The sequence below is a fragment of the Burkholderia sp. YHN3-13 genome (assembly GCF_055810675.1).
This window is the reverse complement of the sequence record NZ_JBVVNQ010000003.1, coordinates 40,975-59,980: the sequence shown is the minus strand read 5'-3', so window position 1 is coordinate 59,980 and position 19,006 is coordinate 40,975. Positions and strand designations below refer to the sequence as shown.

Below are 19,006 nucleotides of genomic sequence, written 5' to 3'. Positions count from 1 at the left end.
ATATCGATCAAGAAATGCGCGCCACATGATCGCCGCGCACCCGTCGGGACTTGCGCGCAAGCTTCATGCCCGGTCATCCACGCGGTGACGGCGCGCGCCGGCGCCGCGCACATTCCCGACCGTGTGCCCGGTGTTCTCGCTGGACCGGATCTGGATCCACCCGGGCGAGCTGCTGGTCGACGTGGTCGTGCATCGCAGCGCGCGGGCGCGGCATGCGTCCGACCACTACCCGCTGGTGGCGCGGATGCGCACGCCCCCCGCAACGGGCACGTTGCTTGCGCGCTGAGCCCTTTTTCGATTCGGCGGAGCGACCCATGCAAACCGACGCCCTCGACGGCAAGGATCTCGATTACTGGTGCGCCCGCGCGCTGTGCGCGGACGACGAAGACACCCTGCGCTTCACGGCCGTCGCGCCGACCGTCGTCGTGACGGCCGCCTGCGACGCGTTCCGGCACCTCGACGCGCCGTTCGCGCCGTCGACCTCGTGGGCCGACGCGGGCACGGTGCTCGATCGCGTCGACGACCTGCGGATCGCCCGCCACGGCGACGACGTGGAATGCGACGCAACCTTCGTCGACGGGCCATCGACCTGCGGCGCGCACGGCCGCGACGCGCGCGTGGCGCTGCTGCGCGCGTTCGTGCGCGCACGCTTCGGCGACGACGTCGACGCCCCGCCGCCGTTCGCGCATCGCATCGAACACGGCACCGTGGTGCGCTATGACCCCGGCGTGCCGTTACCCGCCGCGGATGACGATCGCGGCAGCGGCGACAGCACCGATATCCGTTCGATCCCGCGTATGTAAGTGCATGCGCCTTCCCTGCGGTCATGTAAAAACGACAGTCCCGGCGCCGGCCGGCTTCGCGCACCCGCCTTGCCCGCCGGGAAACCGCGGGGCGGGCACGCGTGTTGCGGCGCACCGGCGTCACCGACCGCCACCCGCCCCGCGCCACGCCATGGACTCCACGCCGACTTTTGCTCCGCACCTCTATTTCTGCGACGCCCGCCTCGTCGGGCCGCTCGACGCGTGGTCGCGGACGTTCGCGCATATCGCGGGCATGGGTTTCGATCACGTGCTCGTCGGCGCGTTCTGGGCCGCGAGCGTCGCGGGCTTTCCGCGCCACGTGGCCGATTACCGGCGGCCGACGCAGGCCTTCGCGACACGCGCGAGCGCGCTCGAAACCTTCTCGCGGCTCGCCCAGCTCGCGCACGGCCACGGGCTGCGCCTGCTGCTCGAAGTCGTGCCGGACCGCATCGCGCGCGACAACCCGCTGCGCGCCGAGCATCCGGACTGGTACGTCGAACGCACGCACGACGATGCGCTGATCGACCCGCGCGGCACCGCGCATGCGCTCGATATCGCGCACGCGAACAGCGGCGACGAAGCGGTACGCGACGCGCTGGCCGCCTGGTGGTGCGCGCACCTCGCCACCTTCGCCGATGCGGGCGCGGCCGGCTTCCTCATCGACGCGCCGCATCACCTGCCGGCCGACTGGTGGCCGGGCTGGCGCGCGGCGCTGCGCCGCGCCCGCCCCGACGTCGCGGTGCTCGCGGGCGTGCCCGGCCATGCGCGCGACGCGCTCGCGCAGCTCGAGGCGGCCGGATTCGACGCGGTGTTTTCGTCGGTGCGCTGGTGGGACCTGCACGCGCCGTGGTTCGCGGACGAGCACCGGCTGCTGCGGCGCATCGGCTCGCCGATCGCGTTCCCTGACGCGCTGGACGGCCCGCGTCTCGCCGACGACCGGCCCGACGCGCCGGACGACACCGTCGCCCGCGCATATCGCCGCGCGCTGTGGACGGCCGCGGCCGTCGGCACCGGCTGGCTGGTGCCGATGGGCTTCGAGCGCGGCGTCGCGGTGCCGCTGATGGCGCGCGATGCCGACGCCGGGCGCTACCGCGCCGCGTTCGAGCACGGGCGCTTCGACCTGTCGGGCGCGATCGCCGATGCGAACGCTTGGCGGCGGGCGACGCCCGTCGCGGCGGCCCGCGGCGAGATCGCGCAACTGAGCGCGCCCGGCGCGGCCGCGACGGTGCTGCTGCGCGGCACCGGCCCGTCGCTCGAACACGACGACGCGGCGCTGCTGATCGCGCTGAATCCCGCTCTCGACGCACGGGCGACGGTCGACCCCGCGACGATCCTGCCCGGCGTGCCCGGCGGCTTCACGCGTGTCGCCACGCAGGCGGGCGCGCACACGCAGCCGCCTGCCGCGCTCGCACCGTTGACGCTCGAACCCGGCGCCTACGCGTTGCTGCACGCGTGGCCGGCGCCCGCCGTCACGACGCGCCCCGATGCCGCGCGCGAGCGCGAAGCGTTGTCGGCCGCGCTCGCGGCCGACCGGATCGCGATCGAGCGCGTCGAGCCGTCGGTCGACGACGGCCGCTTCGCGGTCAAGCGCGTGATCGGCGAGTCGCTCGTCGTCCATGCGTCGATCTTCACCGACGGCCACGCGCATCTCGCGGCCGCGCTCCAGTGGCGCGCCGACGGCGACGACGCGTGGCGAGAAGTCCCGTTCGAAGCCGGGCCGAACGACCGCTGGCATGCGCGCGTCGCGCTCGACCGGCTCGGCCGGCATGAATTCCGCGTGATCGCCTGGCGCGACGACTGGGCGTCGCTCGTCGACGACGTCGCCAAGAAGCACGCGGCCGGCCAGGACGTGACGCTCGAACTGCGCGAGGCGCAGTTGCTGCTCGCGACCGCGCTCAAGCTCGCCGATCCGGTCGACCCGCGCGCCCGCGCGCGGATGGAGCGCCTCGTCGCCGAGTTCAAGGACGCGCCGCCCGATGCGCGACGCGCGCTGCTCGCCGCGCCGCCGCTCGCCGACGCGTTCGCGGCGCTGCGCTACCGCCCGTTCGCCACGCACGACGACACCGCCTACCCGGTCGACGTCGAACGCCGCAAGGCACGCTTTTCGAGCTGGTACGAGATGTTTCCGCGTTCGGCGAGCGACGATCCGCGGCGGCACGGCACGTTCGACGACGTACGCGCGCACTTGCCGCGCATCCGCGACATGGGCTTCGACGTGCTGTACTTCCCGCCGATCCATCCGATCGGCACGACCGCGCGCAAGGGGCGCAACAATAGCCTGAGCGCCGGCCCCGACGACGTCGGCAGCCCGTATGCGATCGGCTCGCCCGACGGCGGCCACACGGCCGTGCATCCGCGGCTCGGCACGCTCGCGTCGTTTCGCGCGCTGGTCGATGCCGCGCGCGTCCACGGGCTCGAGATCGCGCTCGATTTCGCGATCCAGTGCTCGCCCGATCACCCGTGGCTCGCCGAGCATCCCGGCTGGTTCGCGTGGCGCCCCGACGGGTCGCTGCGCTTCGCGGAGAATCCGCCGAAGCGCTACCAGGACATCGTGAACCCCGATTTCTATGCACCGGATGCGCTCCCGGCCCTGTGGCTCGCGCTGCGCGACGCGGTGCTGTTCTGGGTCGACGCGGGCGTGCGGATCTTTCGCGTCGACAACCCGCACACGAAGCCGCTGCCGTTCTGGGCATGGATGATCGGCGACGTGCGCGGCCGGCATCCGGACGTCGTGTTCCTGTCCGAGGCGTTCACGCGGCCGGGAATGATGTACCGGCTCGCGAAGGTCGGCTTCTCGCAGTCGTACACGTACTTCACGTGGCGCGAATCGAAGCGCGACTTCATCGACTACCTGACCGAGCTGACGGCCGGCCCCGCGCGCGAATTCTTCCGGCCGAACTTCTTCGTCAACACGCCCGACATCAACCCGCGCCACCTGCAGAACGCGCCGCGCGCGCAGTTCGTGATCCGCGCGGCGCTCGCGGCGACGCTGGCCGGTTCGTGGGGCATGTACTCGGGCTTCGAACTCGGCGAGTCGGCGCCGCTGCCGGACAGCGAGGAATACGCGAACGCCGAGAAGTACGAACTGCGCGCGCGCGACTGGAGCAAGGCCGCGCACATCGGCACGGAAATCGCGCGGCTGAACCGTGCGCGGCGCGATCACCCGGCGCTGCAGACGCATCTGGGCCTCGCATTCGTCGAGGCGGACAACGACAACGTGCTCGTGTTCGTGAAGGCGACGCCGGCGTTCGACAGCGTGGTCGTCGTCGCGATCAGCCTCGACCCGTGGCATCCGCAGGCCGCGAACTTCACGCTCGACGCCGCGCTGTGGCGCGGTTTCGGGCTCGCCGAGGGCGAACCGCTCGACGCGCTCGAACAGGATGCCGCCCACGCGCAAACGTGGCGCGGGCATCGCCAGTACGTGTCGCTCGATCCGCACGTGCGGCCCTACGCAATCTGGCGGCTCGCGCCGTCGCCGGACGCCGCGCGGGCGGCGGCGCCCGCACCGGACGTCGCCCGCCCCTCCTCGGGAGCCCATGGATGATGAAACGCGAAGATTCCCTCGACGACGTGCGCCGCGCGCAATTCCCGTCGCTCGCGCCGGCCGGCACGCCGCGCCGGCGTCGCGCGCGCCGCCGCGCCCCCGCGCTCTGCACGGACGATCCGCTGTGGTACAAGGACGCGATCATCTACCAGGTGCACGTGAAGTCGTTCTACGACTCGAACAACGACGGCATCGGCGATTTCCCCGGCCTGATCGCGAAGCTCGACTACATCGCCGAACTGGGCGTCGACACGATCTGGCTGCTGCCGTTCTACCCGTCGCCGCGCCGCGACGACGGCTACGACATCGCCGACTACCGCGACGTGCATCCCGACTACGGCACGCTCGCCGACGTGCGGCGCTTCATCCGCGAAGCGCATGCGCGCGGCATTCGCGTGATCGCCGAGCTCGTGATCAACCACACGTCGGATCAGCATCCGTGGTTCCAGCGCGCGCGCCGCGCGAAGCCGGGCTCCGCGCATCGCGACTACTACGTGTGGTCCGACACCGACACGAAATACGCGGGCACGCGGATCATCTTCCTCGACACCGAAACGTCGAACTGGACGCACGACCCGGTGGCCGGCCAGTACTACTGGCATCGCTTCTACTCGCACCAGCCCGACCTGAACTTCGACAACCCGGCCGTGGTGCGCGAAGTGATCCAGGTGATGCGCTTCTGGCTCGACCTCGGCATCGACGGGCTGCGGCTCGACGCGGTGCCGTACCTGGTCGAGCGCGAAGGCACGAACAACGAGAACCTGCCCGAGACGCACGCGATCCTGAAGCGGATCCGCGCGACGATCGACGCCGAATACCCGAACCGGATGCTGCTTGCGGAAGCGAACCAGTGGCCGGAGGACGTGCAGGAGTATTTCGGCAACGAGGACGAATGCCACATGGCGTTCCACTTTCCGCTGATGCCGCGCATCTACATGTCGATCGCGAGCGAGGACCGCTTCCCGATCGTCGACATCATGCGACAGACGCCGGCGCTCGCGCCGAGCAACCAGTGGGCCGTGTTCCTGCGCAACCACGACGAACTGACGCTCGAGATGGTCACCGATTCGGAGCGCGACCTGCTGTGGCAGACCTATGCGAGCGACCGGCGCGCGCGGCTGAACCTCGGCATCCGGCGCCGGCTCGCGCCGCTGATGGAGCGCGACCGGCGCCGCATCGAGCTGATCAACTCGCTGCTGCTGTCGATGCCCGGCACGCCGGTGATCTACTACGGCGACGAGCTCGGGATGGGCGACAACATCCACCTCGGCGACCGCGACGGCGTGCGCACGCCGATGCAATGGTCGTCGGACCGCAACGGCGGCTTCTCGCGCGCCGACCCCGAGCTGCTCGTGCTGCCGCCGGTCATGGGCTCGCTGTACGGCTACGACGCGATCAACGTCGAGGCGCAGACGCGCGACCCGCATTCGCTGCTGAACTGGACGCGGCGCATTCTCGCGACCCGCCGCGCCTCGCAGGCGTTCGGGCGCGGCACGATCCGCTTCCTGCGGCCGGAAAACCGCAAGGTGCTCGCGTACCTGCGCGAGCTGGACGGCCACGAGCCGGTGCTGTGCGTCGCCAACCTGTCGCGCGCGTCGCAGGCCGTCGAGCTCGACCTGTCCGAATTCGCGGGCCGCGTGCCGATCGAGATGACGTCCGATTCGCCGTTTCCGCCGATCGGTCAGCTCCCATATCTCCTCACCTTTCCGCCGTACGGGTTCCTGTGGTTCGTGCTCGCCGAGCACGGCCGCGAACCGTCGTGGCGGCAGCCGCACGCGGAGCCGCTGCCCGAATACGTGACGCTCGTGATGCGGCGCGGCGAAACGCGGCCGGACGTCGCGCAGCTGCACGCGCTCGCGCACGACGCGCTCGCGTCCTGGCTCGCGCGGCGGCGCTGGTTCGCGTCGAAGGATCGCGCGATCGGCGACGCGTGGCTGAATGTCGTCACGCCGATGCCGGACGAGCCGTTCCAGTATGCGGAGGCGTGGGTGTCGGCCAGCGACGGCGGCGTCGAACGCTACGTCGTGCCGCTCGCCACCGCATGGGGCGGCGAGACCTCGCAGCCGCTGTTCGCGCAGTTGGCACTGGCGCGCGTGCGGCGCGGCCATACGGTCGGGTACCTGACCGATGCGTTCGCGCTGCCGGCGTTCGCGCGCGGGATGCTGCGCAAGCTGCGCGACGGCGCGACGGTGCCGACCGCCGACGGTGGCCGGCTCGCGTTCCTGCCGGAGGAGGCGCTCGCGGCGCTCGATCCCGGCGACGACGCGGACATCCGCTGGCTCGCGGCCGAGCAGAGCAACAGCTCGCTCGTGATCGGCGACGCGATCGTGCTGAAGCTGGTGCGCAAGGTCGCGCACGGCATCCACCCGGAAGCGGAAATGAGCCGGCATCTGACGCGCATCGGCTATGCGAACACCGCGACGCTCGCGGGCGAAGTCGTGCACGTCGATCCGGACGGCACGCCGCACACGGTCGCGATCCTGCAACGCTACGTCGACAACCAGGGCGACGCGTGGACACGGTCGTTCGACTTCCTGCGGCGGGCGGTCGACGAACTCGCGCTGCCGGCCGCGGACGACGAAGAAACGGCCGACGCGGACGAAGCACCCGATGCGCTGCTCGGCTACGCGGCGTTCGCGGGCATCATCGGCACGCGGCTCGGCCAGTTGCACGTCGCGCTCGCGCAGCCGTCCGGCGACCCCGCGTTCGCACCGGAGCATGCCACGCCCGACCACGTCGACGGCTGGTGCGCGGACGCGATCGCGTCGTTCGAGCGCGCGCTCGACGTGCTGCGCACGCGGCTCGATACGCTCGACCCCGCGATGCGCGCGACGGCCGACACGCTGCTCGCGTCGCGCGACGCCGCGGTGCAGGCGCTCGGCGACCTCGTGCCGCGCACGCTCGACGCGCAATGCCTGCGGATTCACGGCGATTTCCATCTCGGCCAGGTGCTCGACGTCCAGGGCGACGCGCTGCTGATCGACTTCGAGGGCGAACCGGCGCGTCCGCTCGGGCACCGCCGCGCGAAATCGCATCCGCTGCGCGACGTCGCCGGCCTGCTGCGTTCGCTGTCGTACGTGAGCGCGACCGCGCAGTTCGCGATCGAGAAGGCGCCGCCGCAGGCGGCCGGCCGCAAGCGTGCGCTGTTCGACCGCTTCGGACAGGCGGCCGCCGACCGCTTCGTCGACTGCTATCGCGCGGCCGCCGATCTCGCTCCCGCACGCTTCGTCGATCCGCGCTATGCCGACCGCCTGCTCGCGCTGTTCCTGATCGACAAGGCGTCGTACGAGCTGTGCTACGAAGCCGCGAACCGGCCGGACTGGCTGAGCGTGCCGGTCGGCGGGCTCGCGGCGCTCGTCGAACGCCTGCTCGGCGACGGCGGCCCGCCCGACGACGACGGAGACACGCGATGACCGATACGTTGTTCGACCGCACCGATATCGATGCGCTGCTCGCCGGCCGCCATCCCGATCCGTTCGCGTGCCTCGGCCCGCACGGGCAGGCCGGCCGGACCGTCGTGCGCGCGCTGCTGCCCGGCGCCGAACGCGTGCGTGCGCTGGCGCCGGACGGCGACGAACTCGCGACGCTCGCGTGCGTCGATCGCGCAGGCTGCTTCGCGGGAACCATCGCACGCAACGGCGGCGCGACTCATTACCGGCTCGCGATCGACTGGCCGGACGCGCGGCAGGTGATCGACGACGCGTACGCGTTCGGCACGCTGCTCGACGAGGCCGCACTGGCGCGCCTTTCGTCCGGCGACCCAGCCGCCGTGCTCGACTGCCTCGGCGCGACGCCCGCACGGATCGACGGCACCGACGGCGTGCGCTTCGCGGTCTGGGCGCCCAACGCGCAGCGTGTGTCGGTGGTCGGCGACTTCAACGCGTGGGACGGCCGCCGCCATCCGATGCGGCTGCGCCGGCCGTCGGGCGTGTGGGAGCTGTTCGTGCCCGGCATCGGCGCGGGCGAGTGCTACAAGTACGAGCTGCGCGCGGCCGACGGGCGCGTGCTGCCGCACAAGGCCGATCCGTGCGCGCGCGCGACCGAAGCGCCGCCGCGCACGGCGTCCGTCGTCGCCGACGTCGCGGCGCTCGACGCATTCGCGTGGCACGACGACGGCTGGATGCACGCGCGGCCGCGCGCCGACCGCTACCGCGTGCCGTGGTCGATCTACGAGGTGCATCCGGAGTCGTGGCAGCGCGTGCCCGAGGAGATGAATCGCAGCGCGACGTGGGACGAGCTCGCCGAGCGGCTGATTCCTTACGTGCAGGGGATGGGCTTCACGCACGTCGAATTCATGCCGATCGCCGAATACCCGTTCGGCGGATCGTGGGGCTACCAGCCGCTCGCGCAGTTCGCGCCGTCCGCGCGCTTCGGGCCGGTCGACGGCTTCGCGCGGTTCGTCGACCGCGCGCACGCGGCCGGCATCGGCGTGATCGTCGACTGGGTGCCCGCGCACTTCCCGGACGATCCGCACGGCCTCGCGCAGTTCGACGGCAGCGCGCTGTACGAGCATGCCGATCCGCGCGAAGGGCTGCATCCCGACTGGCACACCTGCGTGTTCAACGTCGGGCGTGCCGAAGTCGGCGCGTTCCTCGTCGCGTCGGCGCTCGCGTGGGCGCGCCGCTACCACGTCGACGGCATCCGCGTCGACGCGGTCGCGTCGATGCTGTACCGCGACTATTCGCGCAAGGAAGGCGAATGGGTGCCGAACCGGTACGGCGGCCGCGAGAACCTCGAATCGGTCGCGTTCCTGCGCCAGTTGAACGACACGCTGCACGGCGCGGCCGCGCCGGGCGGCGTCGTCACCATCGCGGAGGAATCGACCGCGTGGCCGGGCGTCACCGCGCCGACGCGCGACGGCGGGCTCGGCTTCGACTTCAAATGGAACATGGGGTGGATGCACGACACGCTCGCGTACCTGCACGAAGACCCGATCCACCGCCGCCATCACCACGACCGGATGACGTTCGGGCTCGTCTACGCGTTCTCGGAGCGCTTCGTGCTGCCGCTGTCGCACGACGAGGTCGTGCACGGCAAGGGCTCGCTCGTCGCGAAGATGCCGGGCGACGCGTGGCAGCGGCTCGCCACGCTGCGCGCGTACTTCGGCTTCATGTGGGCGCATCCGGGCAAGAAGCTGCTGTTCATGGGCAGCGAATTCGCGCAATGGGCGGAGTTCGCGCACGATGCGACGCCGCACTGGGACCTGCTCGACGCGCCGGCCCATCGCGGCGTGCAGCGGCTCGTGCGCGACCTGAACCGGACCTACGCCGCCGAACCGGCGCTGCATGCGCTCGACTGCCACGCGGCCGGCTTCGCCTGGCTGATCGGCGACGACCGCGACAACAGCGTGTTCGCGTTCGCGCGCCGCGACGACGCCGGGCACCTGGTGGTCGCCGTCTGCAACTTCACGCCCGTGCCGCGCGCCGGCTACCGCCTCGGGCTGCCCGCCCCCGGCCACTGGCGCGAACTGATGAACACCGATGCCGCGCCGTACGGCGGCACCAACGCCGGCAACGACGGCGCCGTGTGGGCCGAGGCCGTGCCCGCCCATGGCGAGGCGTGGTCCGCGACCCTGCGCTTGCCGCCGCTCGCGACGCTGTGGCTGACCCCCGCGTGATTTCCCGCTCCCTCGACTCGGAGATTCGCCCCATGCCGACCGCCCTGCCCGCCCGCCTCGAAGCCGGCCGCGCCTATCCGCTCGGTGCGACCTGGGACGGCCTCGGGACCAACTTTGCGGTATTTTCCGCCCACGCGCAGCGCATCCAGCTGTGCGTGTTCGATCCGACCGGCCGCAAGGAACTCGCGCGCCTCGACCTGCCCGAATGCACCGACGAGGTGTGGCACGGCTACCTGCCCAACGCCCATCCGGGCACCGTGTACGGGTTTCGCGCGGACGGCCCGTACCAGCCGCAGCATGGTCACCGCTTCAACCCGACCAAGCTGCTGCTCGACCCGTACGCACGCAAGCTGGTCGGCCAGTTCCGCTGGTCGGACGCGCTGTTCGGCTATCGTGTGCATTCGAACCGCGCGGACCTGTCGCTGGACCGCCGCGATTCGGCGCCCGCGATGCCGAAATGCGTGGTGGTGGACGAGGCATTCGACTGGAGCACCGACCGGCGCCCGCGCGTGCCATGGCGCAACACCGTGATCTACGAGACGCACGTGCGCGGCGCGTCGATGCGGCGCGCCGGGTTGCGCGTGCCCGAGCGCGGCACGTTTTCGGCGTTCGCGCATCCGGCGTTCGTCGATCATCTGCTGTCGATCGGCGTGACGACGGTCGAACTGCTGCCGATCCACGCGTTCCTGCAGCAGCGCGCGCTCGTGAACCGCGGGCTGCGCAACTACTGGGGCTACGACACGGCCGCGTTCTTCGCGCCGGAGCCCGCGTATCTCGCGACGCGGCGGCTCGACGAGATGCGCATCGCGATCCGCCAGTTGCATGCGGCCGGCATCGAGGTCGTGCTCGACGTCGTCTACAACCACACCGCCGAAGGCAACCAGCTCGGCCCGACGCTGTCGTGGCGCGGCCTCGACAACGCGAGCTACTACCGGCTCGTGCCGGGCGACCAGCGGTTTCATGTCGACGAGACGGGCTGCGGCAACACGCTGAACCTGTCGCATCCGCGCGTGCTGCAGATGGTGATGGACTCGCTGCGCTACTGGGCCACCGCGTTCAACATCGACGGCTTCCGCTTCGATCTCGGCGTCACGCTCGGCCGCGAGGCGCACGGCTTCGATCCCGGCGCGGGATTCTTCGACGCGTTGCGGCAGGACCCGGTGCTCTCGCAGCGCAAGCTGATCACCGAACCGTGGGATCTCGGCCCCGGCGGCTACCAGCTCGGCCGCCACCCGCCCGGCTTCGCCGAATGGAACGACCGCTTTCGCGACACCGTGCGGCGCTTCTGGCGCGGCGACGCGGGGCAGCGGCCGGAACTCGCCGCGCGGCTCGCCGGCTCCGCCGACCTGTTCAACCACCATCGGCGCCATACGTGGGCGTCGGTCAATTTCATCACCGCGCACGACGGCTTCACGCTCGCCGATCTCGTGTCGTACTCGGCCAAGCACAACGACGCGAACGGCGAGGACAACCGCGACGGCCGCGACGACAACTGCAGCGCGAACTGGGGCGTCGAGGGGCCGACCGACGATGCGGCGATTCGCGCGGTACGCTCGCGCGTCGCGCGCTCGATGCTCGCGACGCTGTTCACCGCGCTCGGCACGCCGATGCTGGTGGCCGGCGACGAATTCGGCCGCACGCAGCACGGCAACAACAACGCGTACTGCCAGGACAACGAACTGTCGTGGCTCGACTGGGATCTCGCGCGCGGCGACGAAGCCGTGACGCTGATGCGCTTCGTGTCGCGGCTCGCCGCGCTGCGGCGCATGTACCCGGTGATGTCGGCGCCGGGCTATCCGTCCGGCGATCGCGACGGCGCGCCGGGGATGGCCGAGATCGGCTGGTTCGACGAGCACGGCGACGCGCTGACCGTCCCCGCGTGGCAGGACCGCGAACGCCGCGCGCTGACGATGCGGCGGGTCGGCACGGGCCGCACCGGGCGCACCGAGGCGCTGCTCGTGATGCTGAACGCGTCGTCCGAGACGATCGTGTTCGTGCCGCCCGCACCGGTGCTCGAGTATCGCGTGCTGGTCGATACGGCCACGCCCGACGCCGGTCCGCGCACCTGGCCGGCCGACGGTCTCGACGTCGCCGCGCATGCGGCCGCGATCGCGGTCGCGGCCGTGCCGCTCGACCCGCCTTCGTGAGGATCGCCATGACAACCCGTTCCGCCGGCCCGTCCGGCACGCATGCATTCGACTCGTCGTTCGGCGCCACTTGCCTCGACGCCGGCCACACGCGCTTCAGGCTGTGGGCGCCCGCGAGCGGCGCGGCCGCCGTCGAGCTGCACGACGACAGCGAGCAGGTGATCCCGATGACACCCGTCGGCGACGGCTGGTTCGAGACAGTCGCGCCGTGCGGCCCCGGCGCACTGTATCGCTACCGGCTCGACGGCGGTCTCGTCGTGCCGGATCCCGCGTCGCGCTTCCAGCCCGGCGGCGTGGACGGCCCGAGCCAGGTCGTCGATCCGGGCGCCTATCGTTGGCGCCACGATGCATGGCGCGGCCGCCCGTGGCACGAGACGGTGCTGTACGAGCTGCACGTCGGCGCCTGCGGCGGTTATGCGAGCGTCGAACGGCGGCTGCCGTCGATCGCCGCGCTGGGCGTTACCGCGGTCGAGCTGATGCCCGTCAACGCGTTTCCCGGCGCGCGCAACTGGGGCTACGACGGCGTGCTGCCGTTCGCGCCCGACACGTCGTACGGGCGGCCCGAGGAACTGAAGGCGCTCGTCGATACCGCGCACGGGCTCGGTCTGCAGGTGTTCCTCGACGTCGTGTACAACCATTTCGGCCCCGAGGGCAACCTGCTGCCGCGCTACGCGCCCGCCTTCTTCCGCACGGACCGGCAAACCGCATGGGGGCCGGCGATCGACTTCTCGTGCCCGCAGACGAGCGCGTTCTTCATCGACAACGCGCTGTACTGGCTCGACGAATTTCGCGTCGACGGCTTGCGCATCGACGCCGCGCACGCGATCGACGACGATGCGTGGCTGCGTGAGCTCGCGCGCCGCGTGCGCGCGTACGCGGGCGACGCACGCCACATCCATCTGGTGCTCGAGAACGAGCGCAACGCGGCGAGCCTGCTCGGCCCCGGCGGGTTCGACGCGCAGTGGAACGACGACTTCCACAACAGCGCGCACGTGCTGCTGACCGGCGAGCGCGACGGTTATTACCGCGCGTACGCCGACGCGCCGCTGCGCCATTTCGCCCGCACGCTCGCCGAAGGGTTCGCGTACCAGGGCGAGCCGTCGCCGTTGCACGACGGCGCCGCGCGCGGCGAGCCGAGCGCGCACCTGCCGCCCACCGCGTTCGTCACGTTCCTGCAGAACCACGACCAGATCGGCAACCGCGCGTTCGGCGAACGCCTGCGCGCGCTCGCGAACGACGACGCGGTACGCGCGGTCACCGCGCTGATGCTGCTCGCGCCGCCGATCCCGCTGCTGTTCATGGGCGAGGACGACGGCAGCACGCAGCCGTTCCAGTTCTTCACCGACTATCGCGGCGCGCTTGCCGATGCCGTGCGCGAAGGCCGGCGCCGCGAATTCGCAGCGTTTCCCGCGTTCGCCGATCCCGCGCATCGCGACCGGATTCCCGATCCGAACGACATCGCGACCTTCGTCCGGTCGTCGCTGCACCACCCGCCCGACGACTCCTGGGCCGACGCGGCCGCCTGGCAGCGCTTCTACCGCAGCGCGCTGGCCGTGCGCATGGCGCTCGTGGCGCCGCATCTGCCCGGCGCGCACGTGCTCGGCGTCGACCTGCTCGCGGGCGACGACGAGCCGCAGGCACTCGTCGCGCGCTGGCGGCTCGGCGACGGCAGCACGCTGACGATCGCGCTGAACCTCGGCCCGCACGATGCGGTGCTGCCCGCGCTGCCGGTCGGCAAGCTCGTGTTCGAGACGCCGCCGCGCGCCCGCGACCGGCTGCGCGACTTGCGGATGCCGCCACGTGCCTGCATCGCGTGGCGCGACGGCGCGGTCAACCACGATGCGCGGCATCACCGCGCGAACGGACTGGGAGGATCATGACGACCGACGTCTCGATCGCGGTACTCGCACACGCGGCCGGCCTCGAAACCGACTGGACCGACGCCGGCGGCGTCGCGCGGCGGGTGGACGACGTCGCGCTCGCCGCGCTCGTCGATGCGCTCGGCTGGCCGTGCGGCACCGCGTCCCAGCGGGTCGACAGCGCGGCGGCACTCGCCGACGGGAACGCGGCGCCGCCGCGCCTCGTGACCGGCGACGCCGGGCTGGCGCTCGCCCTGCCCGCGACGCTCGCGCCGCCCGGCGCGCGCTTCCGGATCTCGTTCGAGACCGGCGGGCACGTCGACGGCCGCGTCGGCGGTGCCGGCGAGCACGGCTTGCTGCCGCCCCTTTCGATGCCCGGCTATCACGCGCTCGACATCGGCGAGCAGCGCATCGGGCTCGCGATCGCGCCGCAGCGGGCGCGCCCGTTCGACACCCTGGCGCACGCGCACGACACGGGCGGCCGCTGGGGCATCGCGGCCCAGCTCTACAGCCTGCGCCGCGGCGGCGACGACGGCGCGGGCGACTACACGGCCCTCGCGCGGCTGGTCGCCCAGGTGGCGCGACACGGCGCGCAGGCGGTCGCAATCAGCCCGACGCACGCCGGTTATCCGGCCCTTCCCGCGCACGACAGCCCGTATTCGCCGTCGTCGCGACGCTGGCACAACGTCGCGTATCTCGACTGCGACGCGGTGCCGGGCGCCGATGGCGCGCATCACGCGCCCGCCGGCCCGGCCGACGCGCCGCTGATCGACTGGCCGCGCGTGCTGCCGATGAAGCTGCGCCGCCTGCGTGCGTGCTTCGACGCGTGGCGCGCCGGCAACGACCCGTCGCGCGACACATACCAGCGGTTTCGCGCGGCGGGCGGCGCGGCGCTCGACGCGCATGCGCGCTTCGATGCGCTGCAGGCGTTCTGCATCGAGCACGGGATCGGCGCGGACTGGCGGCAGTGGCCGGCGCCGTGGCGCACGCCGGGATCGGCGGAAGTCGAGGCGTTCGCGCACGAGCACGCCGACACGATCGCGTTCCACACGTTCCTGCAATGGTGCGCATCGCGCGCGCTCGGCGACGCGCAGCACGCCGCGCGCGGCGCGGGCATGGCGACGGGGCTGATCGCCGATCTCGCGGTCGGCTCCGATCGCGCGGGCAGCGACGCGTGGGCGCACGGCACGGCGCTGCTGCGCGGCGTGTCGCTCGGCGCGCCGCCCGACCTGTTCAACGCGGCCGGCCAGGCGTGGGGCGTGACGACGTGGACGCCCGCCGCGCTGCGCGCCGACGGCTTCGCGCCGTTCGTCGACCTGTTGCGCGCCGCCTTCGCGCACGCGGGCGGCATCCGCATCGATCACGTGCTCGGCTTCGCGCGGATGTGGATCGTCCCGGACGGCGGCTCGCCGCGCGACGGCGCCTACCTGCGCTATCCGCTGGACGATCTCGTGCGGCTCGTCGCGCTCGAGGCGGCCCGCCATCGCGCGATCGCGATCGGCGAGGATCTCGGCACCGTGCCGGCCGGATTCCGCGAACGACTCGGCGCACAGGGCATCGCGGGCATGCGCGTGCTGTGGTTCGAGCGCGACGCCGGCGGCGCATTCCGGCCGCCGTCCGCCTGGGACCGCGACGCCATCGCGACGACGTCGACGCACGATCTGCCGACCGTTGGCGGCTGGTGGCGCGGGGTCGACCTGGCGTGGCGACAGGCCGCGGCCGACGCCGCGAAGGCGCGCAGCGAAACGGAGGCGCCTGCCAGGGGCGAGGTGGCCGCCCCCGCGCCGGACGACGCCAGCGCGCACGATGCCGACGAGATCGTGCAAAGCGCGCCGTCCGGGCATGACACCGTGCAGCCGCCGGAAAGCGGCGACGCCTTGCTGCCTCCCGCCCCGCCTTCCGTCCCGCCCCCCGGCCTCGCCGCCGCGCATGCGGCACGCGCGACCGAGCGCGCGGCGCTGTGGCACGCGATGCAGCAAGCCGGCTGTGCACCGGCCGGCACCGCCGTGCCGCCCGCCGCCGCGCCGCCGGTGAGCGCGATCCTCGCGTACGTCGCGCACGGCCCGTCGCCGCTCGCGATCGTGCCGCTCGAGGATCTGCTCGCGCTCGACGCGCAGCCGAACCTGCCGGGGCCGCCGTGCGGCCATCCGAACTGGCGGCAGCGGCTGCCGCGCACGATCGACACGCTGGTCGACGCCGACGTGCGCGAACGCATCGCGGCCATCGTACACGCGCGCCGTTCACCGAGGCGCGGCGCATGACACCGCGTGCGACGCTGCGGCTGCAGCTTCATGCGGGCTTCACGTTCGACGACGCCGCCGCGCACGCCGACTACTTCGCGCGGCTCGGCGTGAGCCACCTGTACCTGTCGCCGGTCGCGACGGCCGAGCCGGGCTCGCGGCACGGCTACGACACCGTCGACTACGGCGTGCTCAATCCCGAACTCGGCGGCGAAGCCGGTTTCGTCCGGCTCGTCGACGCGCTGCGCGCACGCGGCCTCGGCGTGATCGTCGACATCGTGCCGAACCACATGGGCGTCGGCGGATCGTCGAACGGCTGGTGGAACGACGTGCTCGAATGGGGACCGGCGAGCCCGTACGCGCACTACTTCGATATCGACTGGCACCCGCCCGATCCAGACCTCGACGGCAAGGTGCTGCTGCCGTGCCTCGGCGTGCCCTATGCCGACGCGCTCGCAGCCGGCGACATCACGCTCGGCGTCGACGCGGCCGCCGGACGTTTCTTCGTCGCATGCCCCGGACGGCGGCTGCCGGTGTCCGCCGCCACGTATGCGGAGATCCTGCGCCTCGCGAACCGCGCGGACCTGAACGCCCTCGCCGAACGCTTCGACACCGCGCCGGCGCGCGACAGCGCGCGGCTGGCCGCCGCGCATGCGGCGCTGCGCGATCATGCGGCCGCGCACGGCCCGCACGCGTTCGACGCGGTGCTGCGCGGGGCCGACCCGCGCCTCGCGCGTTCGCGCATCCGCCTGCACCAGGTGCTCGAACGCCAGCACTACCGGCTCGCGTGGTGGCGCACGGCTGCCGACGAACTGAACTGGCGGCGCTTCTTCGACATCGCGACGCTCGCGGCCGTCCGCGTCGACGACAACGCGGTATTCGACGCCGTGCATGCGCTGCCGCTGCGCCTGCATGCGGCGGGGCTCGTCGACGGCTTGCGCGTCGATCACGTCGACGGCCTCGCCGATCCGCCGGCGTACTGCCGGCGGCTGGATGCGCGGCTCGCCGCTCAGCGTCGGGCACCGCCGTACGTCGTCGTCGAGAAGATCCTCGCGCCCGGCGAGGCGCTGCCCGCCGACTGGCCCGTCGCCGGCACGACCGGCTACGACTTCATGAACGATGTCGGCGCGCTGCTGCACGACCCCGCCGGCGCCGAGCCGCTCGCCGCGCACTGGGCCGCCGTGTCGGGCGCATCGCGCACGTTCGCGCAAGAGGTGCTCGACGGCAAGCGGCGCGTGCTGATGCGCCAGCTCGCCGCCGAGCATGCGCGGGTCGCGCGGCTGCTGCACGGCGTCGCACGCGCGTCGCCCGCGACGCGGGACGTCAGCCGGATCGCGATTCAGCGCGTACTTGGCGAACTCGCGGTGCGGCTGCCCGTGTACCGCACCTATCCGTCACCGCGCAACGGGCTGGCCGACGCCGATCTCCGCGTGCTCGCACAAGCCTACGAAAGCGCGCGGGCAGCCGTCGAGCCGGCCGACCGGTTCGCGCTCGACCGGGTCGCCGCATGGCTGGGCTTGTCGGTCGTGCGCGTGCCGCGCGCGGCGCCGGCCGAGCGCCATGCGGCGCGCATCGCGTTCGCGCAGCTCACCGCGCCACTCGCCGCGAAAGGCGTCGAGGATACGGCCCACTACCGCTACGGCCGGCTGCTGTCGCGCAACGAGGTCGGCGCCGATGCCGGCGACTTCAGCCTGTCGCGCGGCGCGTTCCATGCGCGCAACCGGCGCCGCGCGCGCACCGTGCCGCACGGGCTCGTCGCGACGGCCACGCACGACCACAAGCGCGGCGAGGACGCGCGGGCGCGGCTCGCGGTGCTCAGCGAGCTGCCCGATGCGTGGCGCGCGGTGTCGCTCGACTGGTCGGCGCTGAACCTGCCGCACCGCGGCCGCGCGCATCGCGACCTCGCGTGGGCGCCGGGGCCGGCCGCCGAGGCGATGCTGTATCAGACGCTCGTCGGCTGCTGGCCGCCCGCACTCGCCCCCGACGATGCGGCCGGTCTCGACGCGCTCGCCGCACGCGTCGCGCAGTGGCAGACGAAGGCGCTGCGCGAAGCGAAGCGGCATACCGACTGGCTGGCGCCCGAGCAGCGCTACGAACGGGACTGCGACGCGTTCGTCCGCGCGATCCTGACGCCGCGCGGCCCCGGCGATTTCGCGCACCGGCTGCATGCGTTCGTCGCGCGGATCGCGCCGGCCGGTGTCGTCAACAGCCTGACGCAGACGGCGCTGCGGATCGCGTCGCCCGGCGTGCCGGACCTGTACCAAGGCACCGAATCCTGGGATCACTCGCTCGTCGATCCGGACAACCGGCGCGACGTGCCGTTCGCCACGCTGGCGGCCGAGCACGTTGACGGACCGGTCGCGTCGTACCTGCCGGCGTGGCCCGATGCGCGCGTGAAGCGGGCGCTGGTCGAGCGGATGCTCGCGCTGCGTGCGCGCTGGCCGGCGACCTTCGCGGAGGGCGCGTACGTACCGCTGCGCGTGCGCGGCAGGCTCGCACGTCACGCGATCGCGTTCGCGCGGTGCGACGACACGGCCGCCGTGGTGGTGATCGCGACGCGGCTCGCGTGCCGGTTGCTGGGCGAAACGCCCGGCTTGCCGCGCGTGGAACCCGCGCGGTGGGGCGATACGGCGGTCGTGCTGCCGCGCGCGATGGAAGGGCCGTGGACGGACTGGCTCGACGGGCGCGCCGAGATCGACGCGACGGACGGCGTGCTGGCGCTCGAGCGCTGCCTGAGCGGGTTGCCGGTCGCGGTGCTCGTTGCGGCGCGTGCCGGACGCTGAAGCCGATCCACCC

At 72.6% G+C, this 19,006-nt stretch carries 8 protein-coding genes and 1 pseudogene; all 9 read left to right on the top strand.

The features are described 5' to 3' along the window. Nucleotides 1–88: 88 nt before the first annotated feature. A pseudogene (locus AC0KUR_RS08565) lies at nt 89–429 on the top strand (endonuclease/exonuclease/phosphatase family protein); the annotation flags it as partial. Then, the gene (locus AC0KUR_RS08560; protein ID WP_034190005.1) at nt 315–803 is read left to right on the top strand and encodes a phage protein NinX family protein; all 489 of its coding nucleotides are present in this window, start codon (nt 315–317) and stop codon (nt 801–803) included. The pseudogene AC0KUR_RS08565 and the gene AC0KUR_RS08560, both read left to right, overlap by 115 nt. A gap of 151 nt (nt 804–954) precedes the next feature. After that, nucleotides 955–4,347, top strand: a complete 3,393-nt coding sequence (locus AC0KUR_RS08555) for a maltotransferase domain-containing protein (RefSeq protein WP_473375703.1) — start codon at nt 955–957, stop codon at nt 4,345–4,347. Then, complete coding sequence (gene treS / locus AC0KUR_RS08550) at nt 4,347–7,760, top strand: maltose alpha-D-glucosyltransferase (RefSeq protein WP_473375900.1); 3,414 nt, start codon at nt 4,347–4,349, stop codon at nt 7,758–7,760. Before AC0KUR_RS08555 ends, treS begins: the two co-directional genes overlap by 1 nt. Next, nucleotides 7,757–9,964, top strand: a complete 2,208-nt coding sequence (gene glgB, locus AC0KUR_RS08545; RefSeq protein WP_200087169.1) for a 1,4-alpha-glucan branching protein GlgB — start codon at nt 7,757–7,759, stop codon at nt 9,962–9,964. The genes treS and glgB overlap by 4 nt, the downstream gene beginning before the upstream one ends. Before the next feature lie 32 nt (nt 9,965–9,996). Continuing rightward, nucleotides 9,997–12,111 (top strand): glycogen debranching protein GlgX, encoded by a 2,115-nt coding sequence (gene glgX, locus AC0KUR_RS08540; protein ID WP_367190694.1) that lies wholly within the window; start codon nt 9,997–9,999, stop codon nt 12,109–12,111. A gap of 8 nt (nt 12,112–12,119) precedes the next feature. Then, nucleotides 12,120–13,991, top strand: a complete 1,872-nt coding sequence (gene treZ, locus AC0KUR_RS08535; RefSeq protein WP_473375702.1) for a malto-oligosyltrehalose trehalohydrolase — start codon at nt 12,120–12,122, stop codon at nt 13,989–13,991. Continuing rightward, nucleotides 13,988–16,231, top strand: coding sequence for a 4-alpha-glucanotransferase (gene malQ, locus AC0KUR_RS08530; RefSeq protein ID WP_473375701.1), 2,244 nt, complete (start codon nt 13,988–13,990; stop codon nt 16,229–16,231). Before treZ ends, malQ begins: the two co-directional genes overlap by 4 nt. Continuing rightward, nucleotides 16,228–18,993, top strand: coding sequence for a malto-oligosyltrehalose synthase (gene treY, locus AC0KUR_RS08525; RefSeq protein ID WP_473375700.1), 2,766 nt, complete (start codon nt 16,228–16,230; stop codon nt 18,991–18,993). The genes malQ and treY overlap by 4 nt, the downstream gene beginning before the upstream one ends. Nucleotides 18,994–19,006 lie beyond the last annotated feature (13 nt).

What these genes read in the sequence shown, in the direction of transcription:
- AC0KUR_RS08560 (WP_034190005.1), top strand. Translation starts at nt 315, where the DNA reads ATGCAAACCGACGCCCTCGACGGCAAGGATCTCGATTACTGGTGCGCC.
- AC0KUR_RS08555 (WP_473375703.1), top strand. Translation starts at nt 955, where the DNA reads ATGGACTCCACGCCGACTTTTGCTCCGCACCTCTATTTCTGCGACGCC.
- treS (WP_473375900.1), top strand. Translation starts at nt 4,347, where the DNA reads ATGAAACGCGAAGATTCCCTCGACGACGTGCGCCGCGCGCAATTCCCG.
- glgB (WP_200087169.1), top strand. Translation starts at nt 7,757, where the DNA reads ATGACCGATACGTTGTTCGACCGCACCGATATCGATGCGCTGCTCGCC.
- glgX (WP_367190694.1), top strand. Translation starts at nt 9,997, where the DNA reads ATGCCGACCGCCCTGCCCGCCCGCCTCGAAGCCGGCCGCGCCTATCCG.
- treZ (WP_473375702.1), top strand. Translation starts at nt 12,120, where the DNA reads ATGACAACCCGTTCCGCCGGCCCGTCCGGCACGCATGCATTCGACTCG.
- malQ (WP_473375701.1), top strand. Translation starts at nt 13,988, where the DNA reads ATGACGACCGACGTCTCGATCGCGGTACTCGCACACGCGGCCGGCCTC.
- treY (WP_473375700.1), top strand. Translation starts at nt 16,228, where the DNA reads ATGACACCGCGTGCGACGCTGCGGCTGCAGCTTCATGCGGGCTTCACG.